The organism is Arthrobacter sp. ES3-54 (assembly GCF_029504395.1).
Taxonomy (GTDB): Bacteria; Actinomycetota; Actinomycetes; order Actinomycetales; family Micrococcaceae; genus Arthrobacter.
In genome coordinates, this window is the sequence record NZ_JAQFIF010000001.1 from 590,150 (window position 1) to 609,300 (window position 19,151).

15 protein-coding genes are annotated in these 19,151 nt (G+C 69.6%); 10 read left to right on the forward strand and 5 right to left on the reverse strand.

The window, feature by feature from the left end; genetic code table 11:
* Nucleotides 1–17 precede the first annotated feature (17 nt).
* The 3 genes from M2428_RS02755 to rsmD are packed head-to-tail and all read left to right on the forward strand — an operon-like array spanning nucleotide 18 to nucleotide 3,972.
* Entirely contained in the window at nucleotides 18–1,106 is a 1,089-nt protein-coding gene (locus M2428_RS02755) for a DAK2 domain-containing protein (protein ID WP_277523602.1), read from the forward strand.
* The gene (locus M2428_RS02760) at nucleotides 1,096–3,324 is read left to right on the forward strand and encodes an ATP-dependent DNA helicase RecG (protein ID WP_277523419.1); all 2,229 of its coding nucleotides are present in this window, start codon (nucleotides 1,096–1,098) and stop codon (nucleotides 3,322–3,324) included. The genes M2428_RS02755 and M2428_RS02760 overlap by 11 nt, the downstream gene beginning before the upstream one ends.
* A gap of 24 nt (nucleotides 3,325–3,348) precedes the next feature.
* Nucleotides 3,349–3,972 (forward strand): 16S rRNA (guanine(966)-N(2))-methyltransferase RsmD, encoded by a 624-nt coding sequence (gene rsmD, locus M2428_RS02765; protein ID WP_277523421.1) that lies wholly within the window; start codon nucleotides 3,349–3,351, stop codon nucleotides 3,970–3,972.
* Here rsmD and M2428_RS02770 read toward each other — a convergent pair.
* On the reverse strand, nucleotides 3,969–4,754 hold the full coding sequence (locus M2428_RS02770) for a fused MFS/spermidine synthase (protein ID WP_277523423.1): 786 nt from the start codon (nucleotides 4,752–4,754) through the stop codon (nucleotides 3,969–3,971). The genes rsmD and M2428_RS02770 overlap by 4 nt on opposite strands.
* A gap of 2 nt (nucleotides 4,755–4,756) precedes the next feature.
* On the reverse strand, nucleotides 4,757–5,968 hold the full coding sequence (locus M2428_RS02775) for an aminotransferase class I/II-fold pyridoxal phosphate-dependent enzyme (protein WP_277523425.1): 1,212 nt from the start codon (nucleotides 5,966–5,968) through the stop codon (nucleotides 4,757–4,759).
* Nucleotides 5,969–6,016: 48 nt separating this feature from the next.
* Between M2428_RS02775 and coaD the strand changes: the two genes are divergently transcribed.
* The 5 genes from coaD (at nucleotide 6,017) to mutM (ending at nucleotide 9,218) form a co-directional block, all read left to right on the forward strand.
* The gene (coaD, locus tag M2428_RS02780) at nucleotides 6,017–6,517 is read left to right on the forward strand and encodes a pantetheine-phosphate adenylyltransferase (protein ID WP_277523428.1); all 501 of its coding nucleotides are present in this window, start codon (nucleotides 6,017–6,019) and stop codon (nucleotides 6,515–6,517) included.
* Between the two features lie 175 nt (nucleotides 6,518–6,692).
* A complete protein-coding gene (locus M2428_RS02785; RefSeq protein ID WP_277523430.1) occupies nucleotides 6,693–7,217 on the forward strand; it encodes a YceD family protein in 525 nt (174 codons plus the stop codon).
* Between the two features lie 36 nt (nucleotides 7,218–7,253).
* Complete coding sequence (gene rpmF, locus M2428_RS02790; protein ID WP_056738282.1) at nucleotides 7,254–7,457, forward strand: 50S ribosomal protein L32; 204 nt, start codon at nucleotides 7,254–7,256, stop codon at nucleotides 7,455–7,457.
* A 21-nt stretch (nucleotides 7,458–7,478) separates the two neighbouring features.
* Nucleotides 7,479–8,201: a ribonuclease III gene (rnc, locus tag M2428_RS02795; protein ID WP_277523441.1), complete on the forward strand. Its 723-nt coding sequence runs from the start codon at nucleotides 7,479–7,481 to the stop codon at nucleotides 8,199–8,201.
* A 9-nt stretch (nucleotides 8,202–8,210) separates the two neighbouring features.
* Nucleotides 8,211–9,218 carry a bifunctional DNA-formamidopyrimidine glycosylase/DNA-(apurinic or apyrimidinic site) lyase gene (gene mutM, locus M2428_RS02800; RefSeq protein ID WP_277523443.1) on the forward strand — a complete coding sequence of 336 codons (1,008 nt, stop codon included), beginning with the start codon at nucleotides 8,211–8,213 and terminating at the stop codon, nucleotides 9,216–9,218.
* On the opposite strand, the gene M2428_RS02805 is transcribed toward mutM, so the two are convergent.
* Genes M2428_RS02805 through M2428_RS02815 form a run of 3 tightly spaced genes read right to left on the reverse strand, consistent with a single transcriptional unit; the run spans nucleotide 9,154 to nucleotide 13,909 of the window.
* Nucleotides 9,154–10,191: an NAD-dependent epimerase/dehydratase family protein gene (locus tag M2428_RS02805; protein ID WP_277523444.1), complete on the reverse strand. Its 1,038-nt coding sequence runs from the start codon at nucleotides 10,189–10,191 to the stop codon at nucleotides 9,154–9,156. The two genes, mutM and M2428_RS02805, sit on opposite strands and share 65 nt — an antisense overlap.
* Nucleotides 10,188–12,893 carry an alpha/beta fold hydrolase gene (locus M2428_RS02810; protein WP_277523446.1) on the reverse strand — a complete coding sequence of 902 codons (2,706 nt, stop codon included), beginning with the start codon at nucleotides 12,891–12,893 and terminating at the stop codon, nucleotides 10,188–10,190. Before M2428_RS02810 ends, M2428_RS02805 begins: the two co-directional genes overlap by 4 nt.
* A complete protein-coding gene (locus M2428_RS02815) occupies nucleotides 12,887–13,909 on the reverse strand; it encodes a 3-oxoacyl-ACP synthase III (protein ID WP_277523448.1) in 1,023 nt (340 codons plus the stop codon). Before M2428_RS02815 ends, M2428_RS02810 begins: the two co-directional genes overlap by 7 nt.
* A gap of 268 nt (nucleotides 13,910–14,177) precedes the next feature.
* Between M2428_RS02815 and smc the strand changes: the two genes are divergently transcribed.
* Together smc and ftsY are read left to right on the forward strand one after the other, a co-directional pair.
* The gene (gene smc / locus M2428_RS02820) at nucleotides 14,178–17,813 is read left to right on the forward strand and encodes a chromosome segregation protein SMC (protein ID WP_277523449.1); all 3,636 of its coding nucleotides are present in this window, start codon (nucleotides 14,178–14,180) and stop codon (nucleotides 17,811–17,813) included.
* 54 nt (nucleotides 17,814–17,867) lie between these two features.
* Complete coding sequence (gene ftsY / locus M2428_RS02825) at nucleotides 17,868–19,079, forward strand: signal recognition particle-docking protein FtsY (RefSeq protein ID WP_277523451.1); 1,212 nt, start codon at nucleotides 17,868–17,870, stop codon at nucleotides 19,077–19,079.
* Nucleotides 19,080–19,151 lie beyond the last annotated feature (72 nt).

The following is a 19,151-nucleotide window of genomic DNA, read 5'->3' on the forward strand; positions in this document are numbered from 1 at the left end:
CCGCCAACGCGCAAGCGATGAAGCGGTGGTTGGGCAAGGCGGAAACCACGCTCGGCAACCACAGCGACCGCCTGAACGCGATCAACATCTTTCCCGTGGCCGACGGCGACACCGGCACCAACCTCTACCTGACCGTCCGTGCCGCGGCCCACGCCGCGGACGCCGTCACCGGGAGTGGCACAGCCGCTGGCCAGTCCACGCACCCCGCCGCGGACCCGCACGACGTCGGCGCCGTCCTGGCGCAGGCCGGCCAGGTGGCCATGGAACAGGCCCGTGGCAACTCCGGAACCCTGTTTGCCGTCTTCCTCGCCGCCGCCGCCGAACCGCTGGCCGGGCACACCCGGATCAGCTCACCGCTGCTGGCCGCGGCCCTGAACCGGGCCCAGATCCGAGCCTGGTCCGCGCTGAGTGATCCCGTGCCCGGCACCATGCTCTCCGTCATGGAAGCCGCCGCCCGGGCCGCGGCCGCCGTGGACTCCGCCCACGACGGCGATGACAGCAACCAGACCCTCGGTCTGGCCCTGGATGCCGCCGTCGAGGCAGCCCTGGCCGCCGTGGTGCGCACGGAGGACCAGCTCGATGCCCTGCACGCCGCCCATGTGGTGGACGCCGGCGGCGTGGGCATGCTCCTGATCCTGGACTGCCTCCGCTCCGCGGTGCTGGGCGAGGAGCTCCAAAGTGAACTGCTGGACGGCCTGCACGGCTACGACGTCCAGGACCCGCACATCCACGTCGGCATGCCGCGCGACGAAGGCGTCGAGGTCATGTGCACCATCTCCCTGTCCCCGCTGGACGCCGCGATGATGCGCCAACGGCTCGACGAAATGGGCGACTCCGTAATAATGAGCCAGGTCGGAGGGGCCGCGGACGCCGCCGGGCAGTACCGCTGGCGCGTCCACGTCCACGTCCTGGATGCCGGCCCCGCCGTCGCGCTGATCCGTTCCTTGGGCGAGCCTACGGACATTTCCGTGAGTGAGCTCGCCGTGCCGCGCGATCCGCAACCCCAGCCCGCCACCGTTGCTGCCTCCGTTGCCGCCACCGCTGCCCCCTCCGTTGCTCCCGCAATTGCCGCCGAAAACCGAAACCCCGACGGACATGCACGCTGAACTTGAACTGGGCCTCGAGCGCCGCATCGGCAAGCGCTCCGCGGCTGTCATCGAAAATCACCTCGGCATCACCACTGTCGGCGGGCTCCTGAACTACTTCCCGCGCCGCTATCTCAGCCGCGGCGAGCTGACGCCCATCAGCGAGGTCCCGCTGGACGAGGAAGTGACCCTGATCGCCCGGGTGGTCTCCAACAGCACCCGGGCCATGCGCGCCCGGCGCGGTTCCCTCACCGACGTCGTGATCTCCGACGACGCCGGCGGAGCGCTGCCGGGCACGCTCAAGGTCAGTTTCTTCAACGGGTTCCGGGCCAAGGCCGAGCTGCAGCCGGGCCGGCGCGCCATGTTTTCCGGCAAGGTCACCCGCTACGGCGGGTCCCTCGGCCTGACCAACCCCGATTTCCTGCTGCTCGACGAGGACCCCGACACCCCGGGCATCGACCCGGAGAAGCTCGCCGCCATGCCGATCCCGGTCTACCCGGCCACGGCCAAGCTCACCAGTTGGTCCATCCAGAAGGTCATCTCGACACTGCTGGACACCGTGGATCTTGAAACCCTCGGCGACCCGCTGCCCGCGGAGATCGCGGCGCGGGAGAAGTTCCTGCCGGTCGCGGACGCCTACCGGCTGATCCACGCCCCGCAAACCCCGGCGGACTTCCAGCGCGCCCGCGACAGGTTCCGCTACCAGGAAGCCCTGGTGCTCCAGTCGGCCCTGGCCCGCCGCCGCGCCCAGCTCGCCGCCGAGGAAGCAACGGCCCGCCGCCCGGCACCGGACGGGCTGCTGCCCGCCTTCGACCGCCAGCTGCCGTTCACGTTGACCGCCGGCCAGACCGCCGTCGGCAAGACGCTCTCCGACGAGCTCGCCCAGGACTCGCCGATGAACCGGCTGCTCCAGGGCGAGGTGGGCTCCGGCAAGACGATCGTGGCCCTTCGCGCCATGCTGCAGGTGGTGGACGCCGGGGGACAGGCCGCCCTGCTGGCCCCCACGGAAGTCCTCGCCGCCCAGCACTATGAATCCATCCGGCGCACGCTCGGACCGCTCTCCCGGGACGGGATGCTCGGCGGGTTCGGCCCGGACGCCGTCCAGGTCACCCTCCTCACCGGCTCCATGCCCACCGCGGCGCGGAAGCAGGCCATGTTGGACGCGGCCTCCGGAACGGCGGGAATCGTGATCGGCACCCACGCCCTGCTCAGCGACAACGTGTCCTTCTACGACCTCGGCCTGATTGTGGTGGACGAGCAGCACCGCTTCGGCGTGGAACAGCGCGACGCCCTCCGGGCCAAGGCCAGCAAACCGCCGCACCTGCTGGTCATGACCGCCACCCCGATTCCGCGGACCGTGGCCATGACCGTGTTCGGAGACCTCGAAACCTCCGTGCTGGATGAGCTCCCCGCCGGCCGCGCCCCAATCTCCACGCACGTGGTGGGGCTCGCGGAACACCCGGCCTGGGTCACCCGCATCTGGTCCCGTTCGCGGGAGGAGATCGACGCCGGACATCAGGTCTACGTGGTCTGCCCCAAGATCGGCACGGACGACGACGGCGACTTCACCCCGGGCGAGGCCGAACCATCCGCCGCGGACCTAGAAGGCGAGAACGGCTCGCGGGAACTCGCCTCCGTCACCGGCGTCGTGGAACACCTCCAGGACGAACCGGCCCTCGCCGGGGTGGCTGTGGCGCCGCTGCACGGCCGGCAGGACCCGGTGCTGAAGTCCGAGACCATGGCCTCCTTCACCGCCAATCAGACCAAACTGCTCGTCTCCACCACCGTGATTGAAGTGGGCGTGGACGTGCACAACGCCACGCTCATGGTGATCCTGGACGCGGACCGGTTTGGCATCTCCCAGCTCCACCAGTTGCGCGGCCGGGTGGGCCGCGGCGGGCTGCCCGGGACCTGCCTGCTGGTCACCACCCTGGAGCCGGGCCATCCGAGCCGGCGCCGGCTCGATGCCGTGGCTGCCACCACCGACGGCTTCGAACTGTCCCAGGAGGACCTCAAGCTCCGCCGCGAAGGCGACATCCTCGGCGCCTCGCAGTCCGGCGGCCGCTCCACCCTGAAGCTGCTGCGCGTCCTCGAACACGAGGACGTGATTGCCCGGGCCCGGCAGGACGCCCAGCGGATCGTGGCCGCCGATCCCTCACTGGCCGGCCAGCCCCGGCTCGCGGCCGCGATCGACGAATATTTGAACCCCGAGAAGGAGGCGTTCCTTGAACGCGGCTAGGACCACACATCAAGGGCTTCGGCCATGAGCCGGATCATCTCAGGCACCGCCGGCGGAACGACGCTGGTCAGTGTCCCTGGGAGCCTGACGCGGCCCACGACAGACCGGGTCAAGGAAGCGCTGTTCTCCCGGTTGGACGCCTTTGACGCTATTTCCGGCGCCCGAGTGCTGGATCTGTACGCGGGATCCGGTTCGCTGGGTGTGGAGAGCGGCAGCCGCGGCGCTGACTCCGTGGACCTGGTCGAATTCGATGCCAAGGCCAGCGCCGTCTGCCAGCGCAACGCGGACCTTGTCAACACCGTCGCGGGCCGCAAGGTGGTCTCCGTGCACCGCTCCAAGGTCGAATCCTTCCTGGACCGGACCGCTGAGGCCCTGCGCTGGGACCTGGTATTCCTGGACCCGCCCTACCCCCTGGACGAGCCGGCCCTCGCTGCCGTGCTGGCCAAGCTCGTCCCACACCTGGCTGAGGGGGCCGTCGTGGTGGTGGAACGCTCATCCCGGACCCCCGAGCCGGCATGGCCCGAGGGCATGGAACGGTTTGCCGAGAAGAAGTACGGCGAAACCCGGCTATGGTTCGCCGAGCCCGGTGTTGAAGCCGTGGAAGCCCTGGAAGCCGCGGACGGCGTGGATTTAGAGGTGGGGGACTAGCCGGCCAGCACGTCCAGCTCGACGCCGGCCAGCAGCCTGGCCGGATGCGGGCCGCGCGCCGTGAGCGCCGCCGTCCAGACTTCCGGCCACGGGCCCTGCGTCCCGGTCAGGATGATGTTGCCGGGGTACCGGCCGGTGAACATTCCGGCCTCGGCGAAGGCCGAGACGTCGGCCATGGCACGGCGCATGGCCGAGACCTGGCTCCGGACCAGGGTCAGCCCGGGTTCGTCGCCCACGTTGACTATCAATACCCCGCGCGGCGTCAGCCGAGCCGCCGCCTCCTGGTAGAACTCTGCGCACGCGATGTGTTCCGGCGCCTCGGGCCCGGAGAAGATGTCCAGGATCACGACGTCGAAGCGCAGTTCCGCCGGGAGCCCGGCGAGGGCGTCGCGGGCATCGCCGATCACCGTGTGCAGCTGCGTTCCCTCCGGCAGGGGCAGCTGCGCCAGCACGAAGTCCAGCAGTTCCCGCTCCAGCTCCACGGCGTACTGGACCGAGCCGGGCCGGGTGGCCTGGATGTAGCGGGCCAGCGTCAGGGCGCCCGCGCCCAGGTGCAGTGCGCTGATGGGCTCGCCCCACGGGGCGGCGAGGTCCACCACGTGCCCGATCCTGCGCAGGTATTCGTAGAAGATGTCCGCGGGATCGGCCAGGTTGACGTGGGACTGTTCGGCGCCGCCGATGCTCAGCACGAAGCCGCCGTCGGTAAAGGGATCCGGTTCGATCGTGGCGTGCTGCCCGGTGGTCCGCAGGAACCGCGTGGCTCCGGGTTGCTGCCCGGCCATGCTCACAGCCTGTCGCGCAAGGTCGCCAGCCGCTCGGCGGCCTCCTCCAGGACGTGCAGCTGCTTGCAGAAAGCGAAGCGGAGCAGGCTGCGGGTGCGCTCGGCGCCGTCGGGGTGGCAGAAGACCGGCACCGGGATCGCGGCGACGCCCACGAGGGCCGGGAGCCTGCGGGCCAGCTCCACGGAATCGGTGATTCCCAGCGGAGAGGTGTCCACGTTCACGAAGTAGGTGCCCTGCGGCGTCAGGACGTCAAGGCCGGCTGCCCGGAGGCCCTCGCTGAGGATGTCGCGCTTGTACCGGAGCGTGTCGGCGATGCCGGCGTAGAACTCGTCCGGGAGCCCCAGCCCCACCGCGATCGCGGCCTGGAAGGGCGTGCCGGAACTGTAGCTCAGGAACTGCTTGACCGTCCGGGCGGCGGCCACGAGGTGCTCCGGTCCGGAGAGCCAGCCGATCTTCCAGCCGGTGAAGGAGAACGTCTTGCCGGCCGAGGAAATGGTCAGCGTGCGCTCGGCCGCGCCGGGCAGGGTGGCCAGCGGGATGTGCTGCACACCAAAGGTCAAGTGCTCGTACACTTCGTCGGTGATAATGACGGCGTCGTATTTTTCGGCCAGTTCGACGACGCGCGCAAGCACCTCGCGGGGGAACACCGCGCCGGTCGGGTTGTGCGGATTGTTGATCAGCACCACCTTGGTGCGGTTGCTGAACGCGGCCTCGAGCGCGGCCAGGTCCGGCATGAAATCCGGGGCCAGGAGCGGGGCCGTGACGTGCGTGGCGCCGGCGAGCCCGATGATGGCGCCGTAGGAGTCGTAGAACGGCTCAAACGTGAGCACCTCATCTCCCGGACCGACCAGCGCGAGCAGCGAGGCGGCGATGGCCTCCGTGGCGCCGGTGGTGACGATGATCTCGGTCTGGGGATCGGGTGTCAGCCCGTAGAACCGCTCCTGGTGGACTGCGATCGCCTCCCGGAGGGGCAGGATGCCCTTGCCGGGCGCATACTGGTTGGCTCCGGCGGCGATGGCGGCCTGGGCGGCTTCTTTGATCTCGACGGGGCCGTCCTCGTCCGGGAAGCCCTGGCCGAGGTTGATGGCGCCCGTGCTGAGCGCCAGGGTGGTCATCTCCTCGAAGATCGTGACGCCCAGCGAACCGTCGGGGGAGAGCAAGTTGGCGCCGGTGGCGGCGCGCTGCCACGGGAACTGGGGAGGGAGCTGGGACATTCAGCCATGTTATCCCGGCCTGCGGCGCGGATACGGTAGGTTCGGAGCATGAGACGCGCTGTTTGCCCTGGCTCCTTTGACCCCATTCACAATGGACACCTTGAAGTCATTGCGCGCGCCGCGGGCCTCTTCGACGAGGTGATCGTGGCCGTGTCAACGAACTACGCCAAGAAGTACCGCTTCAGCGTTGAGGAGCGGATCGACATGGCCAAGGAAACGTTCGCGTCCTTGCGCGGCATCGTGGTGGAACCCGTGGGGGAGGGGCTCCTGGCCGAGTACTGCAGGCAGCGCGGTGTGTCCGCGATCGTCAAGGGCCTGCGCTCGTCCTCGGACTTCGACTACGAGCTGCCGATGGCCACGATGAACCGGCAGTTGACCGGCGTCGAGACGGTGTTCCTGCCGGCGGAAAGCCACTACCTGCACCTGTCCTCCACCCTCATCAAGGAGGTCTTCGCCCTGGGCGGGGACGTCTCGGACTTTGTTCCCCGCTCGGTGCTGAAACGGCTGGCTCCGGGCGAGCCGGTCCAGAACCGGGCGCGCAAAGTGTAAGCTTGACCGGTACTCGGCGGCCTGCTGCCGGTTGCGTGGCCCGAATCCAAGGCCGCTTTGTGGTGTGAACCGCAGGCGTGCCCCCGGTTTGAGTCCGTCCGGAAGTTCAGGCTAAGATAGTACGTCGGTCATATGTTCAACAGGAGTTCTCATTAAACGAGATGCTAGTTCGCCCTTGGCGTTCGACGTCAAGGACCTCGGACGCAGTCCGGGAAGCATGCGAACGCTGACGGAACATGTACCCGCGCCAAGTGATCTTGGCGTGGCGCTCATTGGCGTGCAGGAAGGCTCGGATGTTGAGCTGGACCTGCGGCTTGAGGCCGTACACGAAGGAATTTTGGTATCAGGAACCGCGCTCGTTGAAGTAACTGGCGAATGCGGCCGATGCCTGGATCCCCTTGCGTATGACCAAGAGGTCGATGTGCAAGAACTTTTCTTCTACGAGGACGCTGTGTTCTCCGACGAAGAAGACGAAGAAGAGCAACGTCGAGTCGAGCACGATCTGATCGATCTTGAGCCGGTGTTGCGGGACGCAGTTGTCACCATACTGCCGTTCCAGCCGGTGTGCCGGGAAGACTGCCAGGGCCTTTGTTCCGAATGTGGAGCACGCCTGGAAGACGAGCCGGGGCATCACCACGAGGTCGTAGATCCTCGCTGGGCCGCCCTGGCTGACTTGGCTAAGCCTGACCGGCAAAACTGATTTGTAAGTGTTTTTCTAGAGAGAAATGAGTTAGCCGTGGCTGTCCCGAAGCGGAAAATGTCTCGCTCGAATACCCGCGCCCGCCGCTCCCAGTGGAAGGCAACTGCCCCCCACCTGGTGAAGACCGTAGAGAACGGCCAGGTTGTTTACAGCCTGCCGCACCAGGCAAAGGTCGTTACCGACTCGGCTGGCACCGCGCTGTTCCTTGAATACAAGGGCCGCAAGGTCGCAGACGTCTAATCCGCCAACAGGCTGAAAAAGATGTCTTCAACTGAAGAGCTTCTGAAGCGTCTCGGTGTCACTATTGACGCCGGGACGCTTCGTCTTGCGCTCACACACCGTTCCTACGCCTACGAAAACGGCGGCATTCCCACCAACGAACGGCTCGAGTTCCTGGGCGACTCCATCCTGGGCTTCTCCGTGACGGACGCGTTGTACCGCGATAACCCCACGCTGCCCGAAGGGGACCTGGCCAAGCGCCGTTCCGCCGTCGTCAGCACCAGGGCACTGGCCGGCATCGGCCGCAGCATTGGGCTGGGCGAATACATCTACCTCGGACAGGGCGAGAAGCTCACCGAAGGCAAGAACAAGGCCTCCATCCTGGCGGACACCATGGAGGCGCTGATCGGCGCCACCTACCTCTCCAACGACATCGAGACGGCCCGGCAGCTGGTTATGCGGCTGGTCGGCCCGCTGTTGCAGGACGCCGCAGCCCTCGGCGCCGGCACCGACTGGAAGACGAGTATCCAGGAATTGGCGGCCAGCCGGCAGCTCGGAACCATCAACTACGCGGTGGACGGCTCCGGACCGGACCACGCCAGGACGTTCGAGGCCGTGCTGCGGATCGGCGGCACCGACTACGGCACCGGCAGCGGCAACTCCAAAAAAGAAGCCGAGCAGGAAGCCGCCGCCGACGCCTGGCGCCGGCTGACCGCCCCGTCCGCGCCTGACCCGCAGCAGCTGAACACCCAGACCGGCAGCTAGGCGGCGGCGTTGCCTGAACTGCCCGAGGTCGAGGTGGTCCGGCGCGGCCTGGTGAGCTGGGTGCGGGGCCGGACCATCACCTCCGTCGATGTGCTGGACCCGCGTTCCCTGCGCCGGCATGCCTTGGGCCCGGAAGACTTTGCCGGCAACCTTGAGGGCGCACGGGTGCTGGACGTGGTCCGCCGCGGCAAATTCCTCTGGATGCCGCTGGCGGACACGCCCGCCCCGTCCGGGAATGGTGACCTGTCCGGGAATGGTGACCTGTCCGGAGACCCCCGCCCGTCCGCAGAGCCGGCCCCCGCCGTCGCGCTCATGGCCCACCTTGGCATGTCCGGTCAGCTGCTGATGCAGGACCCCGGGGTTCCGGACGAAAAACACCTCAAGGTCAGGCTCCGGCTCAGCCCCGCCGACGGCATGCCCGAGCAGCTCCGGTTCGTGGACCAGCGCATCTTCGGCGGCCTGTTCCTCACCTCGCTCATCCCCACTGACGACGGCGGCCCCGGCGGCCTGGCCGAAACGCCGCTGCCCCTCATCGCCGAGGAAGCCTCGCACATTGCCCGGGACCCGCTGGACCCCTGGTTCTCCTTCGACGCCTTCTACCGGCGCCTGCGGGCACGCAAAACCGGGCTCAAGCGGGCGCTGCTGGACCAGGGCCTGGTCTCCGGTATCGGCAACATTTACGCGGACGAGGCCCTCTGGACGGCGCAGCTGCACTATGCCCGGCCCACCGACACCCTGCGCCGCGCCGACGCGCTGCGACTCCTCGACGCCGCCCGCGAGGTCATGACGGATGCGCTGGCCGCCGGCGGCACCAGCTTCGATTCGCTCTACGTCAACGTCAACGGAGCTTCCGGGTACTTCGACCGCTCCCTGAACGCCTACGGCCGGGAGGGCCAGGAGTGCAAGCGCTGCGCCGCCGCCGGCCGGGTCAGCCTGATGAAGCGGGAACAGTTCATGAACCGTTCCTCTTACACCTGTCCCGTCTGCCAGCCCAGGCCACGGAAGGGCCGCTGGTAGGGGGAGTCCGGCCGTAGTGCTCGGCCAGCCTCGCCAGGCCCTCGTCAAGCGAAACGGCGGGGGACCAGTCGAGGAGTTCCCGGGTCTCGCGCTGGTCGAACCAGTGGGCGGTGGAGAGCTGTTCAGCGAGGAACCTGGTCATCGGCGGCTCCCCAGCCCGGCCGGACCGGGACCAGACCTTCTCCACCACCGATCCTGCAGCACGCGCGAGGCTGCCCGGCACCGCCCACGAGGGCGCAGGGACGCCGCCCGCGGCGCAAATTCCCGCCAGCAGCTCGCCGACGGGGCGGGGTTCGCCGTTGCTGACCACGAGCGCCCGGCCGTGGATGTGCTCCATGCGGTGCAGCGCGGCGACGATGGCCGCAGCGGCGTTGTCCACGTACGTGGTGTCGATCAGGGCTGCACCGGCGTCGAGCAGCGGCAGGCGGCCGCGGCTGGCACGTTCCAGCACCCGTCCCACTAGTTGCGTGTCGCCGGGACCCCAGACGATGTGCGGGCGCACTGCCGCGACCCGGAAGTCCGGCGAGTCCGCAGCCAGCGCCAGCAGTTCGGCCTCGGCTTTGGTGCGGGAGTAGTCGCCGTGCGCGCGGACCGGGTCCGCCGGCTCGGCGCCCAGCCCGGCGATGGCGGCCCCGGAGTTGGCTACGGAGGGGGAGGAGACGAACACCAGGTCCCGCACGCCGGCCCCGCGTGCCGCCCGGAGCAGGCGGCGCGTGCCTTCGACATTCACCTCGTCGAACTCCGCCGCGCGGCCGGTGAAGGAGACCTTCGCGGCCAGATGGATGACACCCTCGGCGCCGGCGACGGCCCGGCGGACGGCGTCCTCGTCCGCGACGGACCCGGAGACGTCCGCGGCGCCGTCGACGCCGGAGGGACGGCGCTGGAACGTGGTGACGGCATGGCCCTGCCGCACCAGCAGCCCGGCCACCTCCCGGCCGAGCAGGCCGCTCGCGCCGGTGACGAGGACCCTCACGGCGTGCCCGGACGGCCGCCGGCCAGCACCTTTGACGCCCAACTGGACAGGCGGGTCCTGTCGATCTTGGCGTTGTGGCGGATGTCGGTCGGCTGGGAGGGGACGGCGAGCACGGCCGAGACGCTGACGCCTGCCGCACGGGCGGCGTCCCGTACGCGGCCTGCCAGGTGCGGCACGGCGGGGCCGGCGCGGCGGACCGGCGGAACGGTTTCGACGACGGCGACGACGGCCTGGGTCCCGGACTGACCGACCCCGACGACGCCGGCCATCCCGACGTCGTCCAGGCGTTCGATGGCCTGCTCGGCGCCAACGGGCGTCACCACAGCACCCGGCGCCGTCACGACGTGCACGAGGCGTCCTTCCACCCAGAGCCGGCCGGCGGCGTCGAGGTGCCCGACGTCTCCGGTGCGGTGCCATCCGGCCGTGCGGACGCTCTCACGCTGGGTCAGCCAGAGCCTGTCGTAGGCTTCCTTCACATGCGGGGCGCTGACGAGGATCTCGCCGGTGACTCCCGCCTCCGTGACGGGGCTGTTCCCGGGTGCGGTGCCGTCCGCGGCGAGCGGGATGACGGCCAAACAGGCGCCGTGCACCGGCCAGCCCACGCACACGCCGTTGCCGGCCCCCGCCACGGTTCCGGCGGCGGCGTCTGCCCCGGCGGCGCGGATCTGTTCGAGGCTGATGTCGGTGACGGGCAGCGCCTCGGTCATCCCGTACGGGGTATGCAGCGAGGCCCGGGGCAGCAGCCGCTGCACCTCGGCGAGGAGGGGCTCGGGGACGGGCGCGCCGGCGGAGAGCAGCAGCTCCACCCGCCCCAGGGCCTGGTGCCCGGTCCGGCTCAGGCCGCCCTGGGTCGCGAGGACGTTGCGCAGCGCCGCGGGTGAGGCGAAAATCACCGTGGCGTCGATGGCCGCGGCGGCGGCCGCCAGCGCGCTGGCCGTCAGCGTGCGGGGCATGGTGACGTCCATGGCGGGCGTCACCGAGACGGCTCCGAGCGCCGGTCCCAGCAGGGCGAACGGCGCGAAGCCCGCCACCAGGCGTGCGCCCGGGCGGATCCCCAGCGTCGCGGCCACTGTATCCCGCATTGCCGCCAGCTGCCGGTGCGTGTAGAGCACGCCCTTGGCGGGACCGGTGGAGCCGGAGGTGAAGAGCACGGCGGCGGGGGCGTCCGGGTCCGGAACCAGGGCCGGATCCCGGCAAGGGAGCTCCGGGCTGGCCCCGCGGCGGCGGAGGGCGGCGAGGGAAGTTTCGACGGCGAGGAGGCGGCGGCGGGTGGCCGGCAGGTCCCGGACACTGATGCGCCGTCCCGGCCAGCCGAGTACCGAGGCAGCCGCCAGCGCCTTGTCGATTCCGATGAGGAAATCCGGGGTGGCGCCCTTCACGGCGCGGCTCAGGCCGCGGGTGCCCAGGCCCGCGTCGGCCACGATGACCACCGCGCCGAGCCGCAGGCAGGCATAGAGGACCACGGTCAAGTCCACGCCCGGCGGAATCATCAGGCTTACCCGGCTGCCGTGCCCTACACCGGCTTCCTGCAGGCCCGCCGCGAGGGCGGCGATATTCTGTTCCAGCTCCCGCCAGCTGAGCGAGCGGGCGACGCTGCCGTCCGCTGCCATTTCCGCCACGGCGGTATCCCCGGCTGCGGGTCCCGCCGCCAGCGCGGTGAGCGGCGCCCAAAGCGGCGGGACCCCGGTGCCGGCCTCCAGGGGCTGGGCCCCGTATTCCAGCAGCTGCCGGTCGGCCGGGGCGTCGGTCCGCTGAAGGCCGTGTTCGCTGTCCCGGCCGCGCTCGGCAAGCCACTCGAAGACGGGAGCGGCGATGTCCCGGTCTTCCGCGACCAGGTGGCCGGCGCCCTCGAAACGGTGAACTTTCGCGTCCGGCAGCCGGCTGATGAGGTCCTTGAGGTACCGGTCGGAAAAGATCGGATCGCGCGGGCCCCAGAGCATCAGGGCCGGAACTCCTAACCCGCGCACCCCTTCCGCGACGCGGCTGAGCGTCGGGAAGCTGGGATGGGACGCGTCGGCGGGAATGTCCGCGACAAAGTTCCCCACGCCGGCGCGGCGGTCGGCGCCGCGGTAGGGGGCCATGAAGGCGCTGCGGACATCCGCAGCGAGCGGCGGGTGGGCCAGGGAATGCGTCACCCGCAGGAAGGTGTCCGACGTCGTCGTTCCCCAGCGGTGCACGGCGGGGTGCAGGGCAAGCCGCAGCGCCGGCGGGATGCGGGAGGCGGAGGGCTGGTGGACGGCGGTGTTGGTCAGCACCACCCCGGCGAGCTGCTGCGGATGTGCCACGGCCCAGCCGAGGCTGATCACGCCGCCCCAGTCGTGGCCGACGGTGACCACCGGCCCGTCCAGTCCGAGCGCGGCGGTGAGGTCGCCCAGGTCGTTGATCCGGTCCTCCAGGCGCCGGAACGTGCCGGTGCGCTCGGAGAAGCCCATATCCAGCTGGTCCACCGCCACCACGCGCCACGGATGTGCGAGGTCGGATCCGGCGCCCAGCAGGGTCCGCCACAGGTAGGACCACGTCGGGTTGCCGTGCACGCACAGCAGGGTGCCGGCAGGAGTCAGGCCGCGGCGCGTGAGCTGGGCACCGTTGTCAAGCAGGTGCCAGCGGCGCACGGTTCCGGGCTCATCCACAGCGGAGGTGGACGCCACATCGATTTCGCGCGACCATTCGGGGTCGACGCCGGGCCAGTCGGCGGCTACCAAACGATTTCCACCATGGCGGTGTTCAGGCCGGAACCGACGCCCATGCACAGCACGCGGTCCCCGGCTGCGAGAGACTGCGCTTCGGCCGCGAGGGTCATTGGGAGGGAGGCCGGGCCCACATTGCCCCAGTGCGGGAACGTGATCGGCACCTTGTCCGGGTCCAGGTCAATGGCGTTGATGATGGCCTGGGTATAGGCATTGCTCACCTGGTGTGTGACGTAGCGGTCCATCGAGGCCCAGTCCCATTCCGGCTGGGCCTCGTGCCAGGCGTCCACCACGAGCTTCAGGCCGCCGTCGAGCAGGCCCTTGGTGTCGGTGGCCATGCCGTCGATGCCGCCCACGCACAGTTCATGGTGCTCGGTGCCGGCACGCATCACGCCGCCGAGGATGCGGTGCGCCCCCGAGTGCTGGTCAGCCGGGCCCAGGACGGCAGCAGCGGCTCCGGAGCCGAGGGTCAGTGTGGCGAACTCGCGGTTGAAGTCCTCGCGGGTCGTCTCGGGCCGCTGCAGCCGGGCCAGGGTGGCCTCCTGCGTTGCCTGGGCATCCTCACCGTTGACGATCATCGCGTACTTGATCTGGCCGGAGTCGATCATATTGGCCGCCAGCGTCATGCCGTTGACGAATCCGAGGCAGGCGTTGGCCAGATCAAAGTTCATGGCCGACGACGGCAGGCTTAGTCCGTGGTGGATCTTCACTGCGACGGACGGTTCGAGGTTGCGGCGCGTAACGGAGGTGTTGATCAGCAGGCCAATCTCGGACGCTTCGATGCCGGACTCGGCCAGGGCCTTTGCGCCCGCCTCGATGGCGGCGTCGTCGAACGATGTCCCGGGGGCCCACCAGCGCCGGTGCGTGATGCCGGCGACCCGTTCGAGCAGCTTCGGGGGGACCCGCAGCCGCCGGAGGGTCGAAGCCAACCTGCGGTCGAAATCCATGGAACTCACGATCGTCGGAGCTTCGACACTGCTCACCGAAAGTAAGGCGGTGTTGCTGTGCCGGAATGTTGCGTTGCCTACCAAAATCAAGCCCCTGTTCACGTCCGTCCTGCGCTCCGGCGGTTCGCCGCACCCTCGAGCGCAAGCCCAAGAGCTTAACTATGCCCGGTGCAGGTCAGTTCCTGCATATTCTGCGGCAAAAGCCGCGGTTTTGCACGGGTTCTGCGCGGACTTGTCGCTACACCGCAGTAGATTGGAAGTATCCGGGGCCGTCCCGAACACCCGCGTCCGTCTGAATCATGCTTTCGTCGAACAGCGGGCCCAGTCCGCCGACCAGGAGAACCGAAGCACCTTGCACCTCAAGAGTCTGACCGTCCGGGGATTCAAGTCGTTCGCCTCAGCGACGACCTTTGAATTCGAACCTGGCGTCACCGCCGTGGTGGGCCCCAACGGTTCGGGCAAATCCAATGTCGTGGACGCGCTGGCCTGGGTCATGGGCGAACAGGGCGCCAAGACCCTCCGCGGCGGCAAGATGGAGGACGTGATCTTCGCGGGCACCTCCGGCCGGCCGCCGCTGGGACGGGCTCACGTCTCATTGACGATCGACAACAGCGACGGCGCCCTGCCGATCGAATACAGCGAGGTCACGATCTCGCGGACCCTGTTCCGGACCGGCGGCTCGGAATACGCCATCAACGGCGCCGGCTGCCGGCTGCTCGACATCCAGGAGCTGCTCTCCGACTCGGGCCTCGGCCGCGAGATGCATGTGATTGTGGGCCAGGGCCAGCTGGACAAGGTCCTGCACGCCACCCCAGAGGACCGGCGCGGCTTCATCGAAGAGGCCGCCGGCATCCTCAAACACCGCCGCCGCAAGGAAAAGACGGTCCGCAAACTCGAGGCCATGCAGGCCAACCTGTCCCGGCTCAGCGATCTCACCGGCGAAATCCGGCGGCAACTGACCCCGCTGGGAAAGCAGGCGGAAGTGGCCCGGCGCGCCCAGAGCGTCCAATTCGAGGTCCGCGACGCCCGCTCACGCCTCCTGGCCGATGACCTCGTCCAGCTGCAGTCCGCGCTGGCGCAGGACGTCGCGGATGAATCGGCGCTCAAGGCCCGCCGCGGCGTCGTCGAACGCGACCTCGAGGCTGGACGGCAGCGCCAGGCAGTCCTCGAACGGCTCGCCGCCGAGGCCACGCCCGCGCTGAACGCCGCGCGGGAGAACTGGTACTCGCTCTCCACCGGGCGCGAACGGCTCCGCTCGCTCGGCTCTCTCGCCGAGGAACGCCGCAGGCTGCTCGGCGCAGCCGACGCGGTTCCGGACACCGGCCGTGATCCGGACCAACTGGAGCAGCAGGCCGCCCGCGTCCGCGACGAGCAGGCCGGGCTGGAACGGCAGATCCTGGACCGGACGGAGGCCCTGGGTGCCGCGACAGCCGCCAAACTTGATGCCGAACAGGCCGCCGCCGCCGAGGACAAACGGCTCGCGGCCCTGCTCCGGGCCGCCGCGGACCGGCGCGAAGGCCTGGCCAAGCTCGCCGGGCAGGTCGGCGCGGCACGATCCCGCGTCGAGTCGGCCCAGTCCGAGCTCGGACGCCTCCGCGAATCGCAAAAGGCCGGCGAGGAACGCCGCCGGCACGCGCACAGTGAATTTACGGCCCTGGAGACGCAGGTGGCCGGCGTCGAGGACGGCGAGGAATCGCTCGACGCCGATTACGAGGCCGCGAGCGAAGACCTCGACAAGGCCACCGCCGAAATTGACGCACTGAAGGCGGCCGAGCGTGAGGGCGAGCGGGAACGCGGCGCCCTCATGGCCCGCCGCGATGCCCTTCAGCTCGGCCTGAACCGCAAGGACGGCTCCGGGCACGTGCTCGGCGCGGCCGCGGGGAATCTGGCGGCCGGGGTCCTGGGCTCCCTCGCGTCCATGATCACCGTGGAGGCCGGATTCGAGGCTGCCGTCGCCGCCGCACTTGGCAGCGCGTCCGACGCCGTGGTGGTCCGGGACCCGGAGACGGCCGCCGCCGCTGTGCGGCTGCTGCGCGAGGACGACGCCGGCCGCGCCGCGCTGCTGCTCGCCGACGTCCCGGCCGGAGCTTCGCCGCTGTTGGCCGATGCGCTGTCTGCCGATGCACTAACCGGCGGGAGCACGCTTCCCGCGGGCGCGCGCTGGGCCGCCGAGCTGGTTTCGGCTGCGGACCCCGACGCCGCCGGCCTGCCGCTGGCCGCCCTGCTGGCGGGCGTCGCCGTCGTCGAGGATCTGGATGCCGCGGCGCAGCTGATCGCAGCCCGCCCCGGGCTCACCGCCGTGACCCGGGCCGGGGACGTCTTTACAGCCCTGACCGTGACCGGCGGATCCGCGTCGGCGCCGTCGCTGCTGGAAGTCCAGGCCGCCGTCGACGACGCCGCCGCGAAGCTGGCCGCCGTCACCGCCGGACTCGAACGCAACCGCTTCGCCCTCTCCACCGCCCGGGCCCGGCGCGCCGAGGCCCAGGACCGGGCGGACGCGGCCCTTGCGAAACTCCACGATTCCGACGCGAAACTCGCCGCCGTCGCCGAACGCCTGGGCCACCTGAACGCGGTGCTGCGCAGCGCCGTGGGCGAAAGTGAGCGCCTGGCCGCCTCCCTTGCCAGGGCCGAGGCCCAGATTGTCAGGGAACAGGACGCCCTGGAAGCGGTGACGGCACGGCTGGCCGCGGCCACCGAAGCCCCCGAGGAGCAGGAACCCTCCCCGGAGCACCGCGACGCCCTGGCACTGGCCGCCTCGCTGGCCCGCACGGCCGAAATGGAGGCCAGGCTCGCCCTCCGCAGCGCCGAGGAACAGCTCACGGCCACCCGCAACCGGGCGGCCTCGCTGGAACGGGCCGCCGCCACCGAACGCCGCGCCCGCGAGGAAGCTGCCGAACGGGCCCGCCGCCGCCGGCTCCAAGCCGGGCGAGCCGCGGCCGTCGCCGTCGCCGTACAGCAGATCATCGGGTTCATCGACGTGTCCGTGGAGCTCGCCAGCCGGGAGCGGGACAGCGCCGAGGAACGCAAGGAATCGATGGACCGTGAGCTTGCCGGGGCCCGCAGCGGCAACGACGCCCTGGCCCGCGAACTGGCCGAGCTCACCGACTCCGTGCACCGCGACGAGCTCGCCCGCACGCAGCAGCGGCTGCGGATCGAGGCCCTGGAACTCAAAAGCGTGGAGGAGCTCGGGCTGACCGCCGATCAGCTCGTGGCCGATTACGGCCCGGACCGGCCCGTCCCGGTGCCGGCCGACGACTCGGCGGACAAATGGGCCGCCCTGCGCGCCCCGGTGGACGAGGACGGCCGCGAGATTTCCGAGGGCAAGCCCTTCGTCCGGGCCGAGCAGGAAAAACGGCTCAAACGCGCCGAACGCGATCTCGCGGCCCTCGGCAAGGTCAACCCGCTGGCGCTCGAGGAGTTCGCCGCGCTCGAGGAGCGCCACCAGTTCCTCAGCACGCAGCTCGAAGACCTGAAGTCCAGCCGCAAGGATCTGCTGGACATCATCAAGGAAGTCGACGACCGCGTCCAGAAGGTCTTCGCCGAGGCCTTCGATGACACCTCACGGCAGTTTGTCCGCGTCTTCGCCCGGCTCTTCCCCGGCGGCGAAGGCCGACTGGTCCTGACCGACCCCTCCGACATGCTCACTACCGGCATCGAGGTGGAAGCCCGGCCGGCCGGCAAGAAGATCAAGCGGCTCTCCCTGCTCTCCGGCGGCGAGCGTTCCCTGACGGCGGTGGCGCTGCTGGTGGCCATCTTCAAGGCCCGGCCCTCGCCTTTCTACGTCATGGACGAGGTCGAGGCCGCGCTCGATGACACTAACCTGGGCCGGCTCATCACCATCTTCGAAGAACTCCGCGAGTCCAGCCAGCTGATCGTCATTACGCACCAGAAGCGCACCATGGAAGTCGCCGACGCCCTCTACGGCGTCACAATGCGCGGCGACGGCGTCTCCACTGTGATCAGCCAGCGGCTCGGCGCGGACGTCTAGGCAGAACGAAAACGCTGGCCACGGCCCATTTGGGGATTGTGAGAAGCTAGGGGAGTGAACGACATCCTCCCCATTATTCTGCCCATTCTCGCTGTCCTGGTGGTCATCGGTGTGCTGATCCCGGTGCTCATGAAGACCCGGAAGAACGCCAAGACCTATTCCGGCACGCGTGACGCAAACGACCCCGTGCAGGCGCCGGGAGCCGGGACCCTTGTGGAGGACCGTCCCGCGGCGGCGGCGCCGGCAAGGACGGCGCCGGACGACGCCGTCGAGCTCGAAGAACCAACGGTCGAGGTGCCGGACGACGCCGCCGGCCTGGAAACCGTGCCGGTGGAAACCCCGCTGCCGGTGGCCGGACGCCTCGCCCGGCTGCGCGAGCGGCTGGTCAAGTCCAACAACGTCCTGGGCAAAGGGCTGCTGGCCCTGCTGTCGGCGGACAAGATCGACGAAAACGTCTGGGATGAGGTCGAGGAAACCCTCCTGCTGGCCGATCTCGGCACCGAACCGACGATGCAGCTCGTGGACGCGCTCCGTGAACGCGTCAAGGTGATCGGCACGCGGGACCCGGAGCACGTCAAGGCATTGCTCCGCGAGGAACTCATCAAGCTTGTGGACCCCACCATGGACCGCAGCCTCAACATCGAGCGCCACGCCGACAAGCCCGCCGTCATGATGGTGGTCGGCGTCAACGGTGTCGGCAAGACCACCACCGTGGGCAAGCTCGCCCGCGTGCTGGTAGCCGAGGACAAGGACGTGCTGCTGGGCGCTGCCGACACCTTCCGCGCCGCCGCCGCCGAACAGCTGGCCACGTGGGGCCAGCGCGTCGGCGTGCCCACCGTGAAGTCGGACATCGACGGCGCCGACCCGGCCTCGGTGGCTTATGAGGCCGTCAAGGCCGGCATCGACCAGGAAGTCGACGTCGTCATGATCGACACCGCGGGGCGCCTGCAAAACAAGGTTGGCCTCATGGACGAGCTCAGCAAGGTTAAGCGGGTCATCGAAAAGCTTGCCGAGGTGGACGAGGTGCTGCTGGTTCTGGACGCCACCACCGGCCAAAACGGACTCAACCAGGCCCGGGTGTTCTCCGAGGTCGTGAACATCACCGGGATTGTCCTGACCAAGCTGGACGGCACCGCCAAGGGCGGGATCGTCGTCGCCATCCAGAAGTCCCTCGGCGTCCCGGTCAAGCTGATCGGCCTGGGCGAAGGCGCCGATGACCTCGCGCCGTTCGACGCCGAAGGCTTCGTGGATGCGCTGCTGAACTAACGCCCGCTGCATCAAAAAATGAGTGCCCCGGTCCTGTGGACCGGGGCACTCTGGTGTTCCCGCCGCGTTGTT

Excerpts from the sequence above, each read along its gene's own strand:
- M2428_RS02755 (WP_277523602.1), top strand. The coding sequence starts at position 18 with ATGAAGCGGTGGTTGGGCAAGGCGGAAACCACGCTCGGCAACCACAGC.
- M2428_RS02760 (WP_277523419.1), top strand. The coding sequence starts at position 1,096 with ATGCACGCTGAACTTGAACTGGGCCTCGAGCGCCGCATCGGCAAGCGC.
- rsmD (WP_277523421.1), top strand. The coding sequence starts at position 3,349 with ATGAGCCGGATCATCTCAGGCACCGCCGGCGGAACGACGCTGGTCAGT.
- M2428_RS02770 (WP_277523423.1), bottom strand. The coding sequence starts at position 4,754 with ATGGCCGGGCAGCAACCCGGAGCCACGCGGTTCCTGCGGACCACCGGG.
- M2428_RS02775 (WP_277523425.1), bottom strand. The coding sequence starts at position 5,968 with ATGTCCCAGCTCCCTCCCCAGTTCCCGTGGCAGCGCGCCGCCACCGGC.
- coaD (WP_277523428.1), top strand. The coding sequence starts at position 6,017 with ATGAGACGCGCTGTTTGCCCTGGCTCCTTTGACCCCATTCACAATGGA.
- rnc (WP_277523441.1), top strand. The coding sequence starts at position 7,479 with ATGTCTTCAACTGAAGAGCTTCTGAAGCGTCTCGGTGTCACTATTGAC.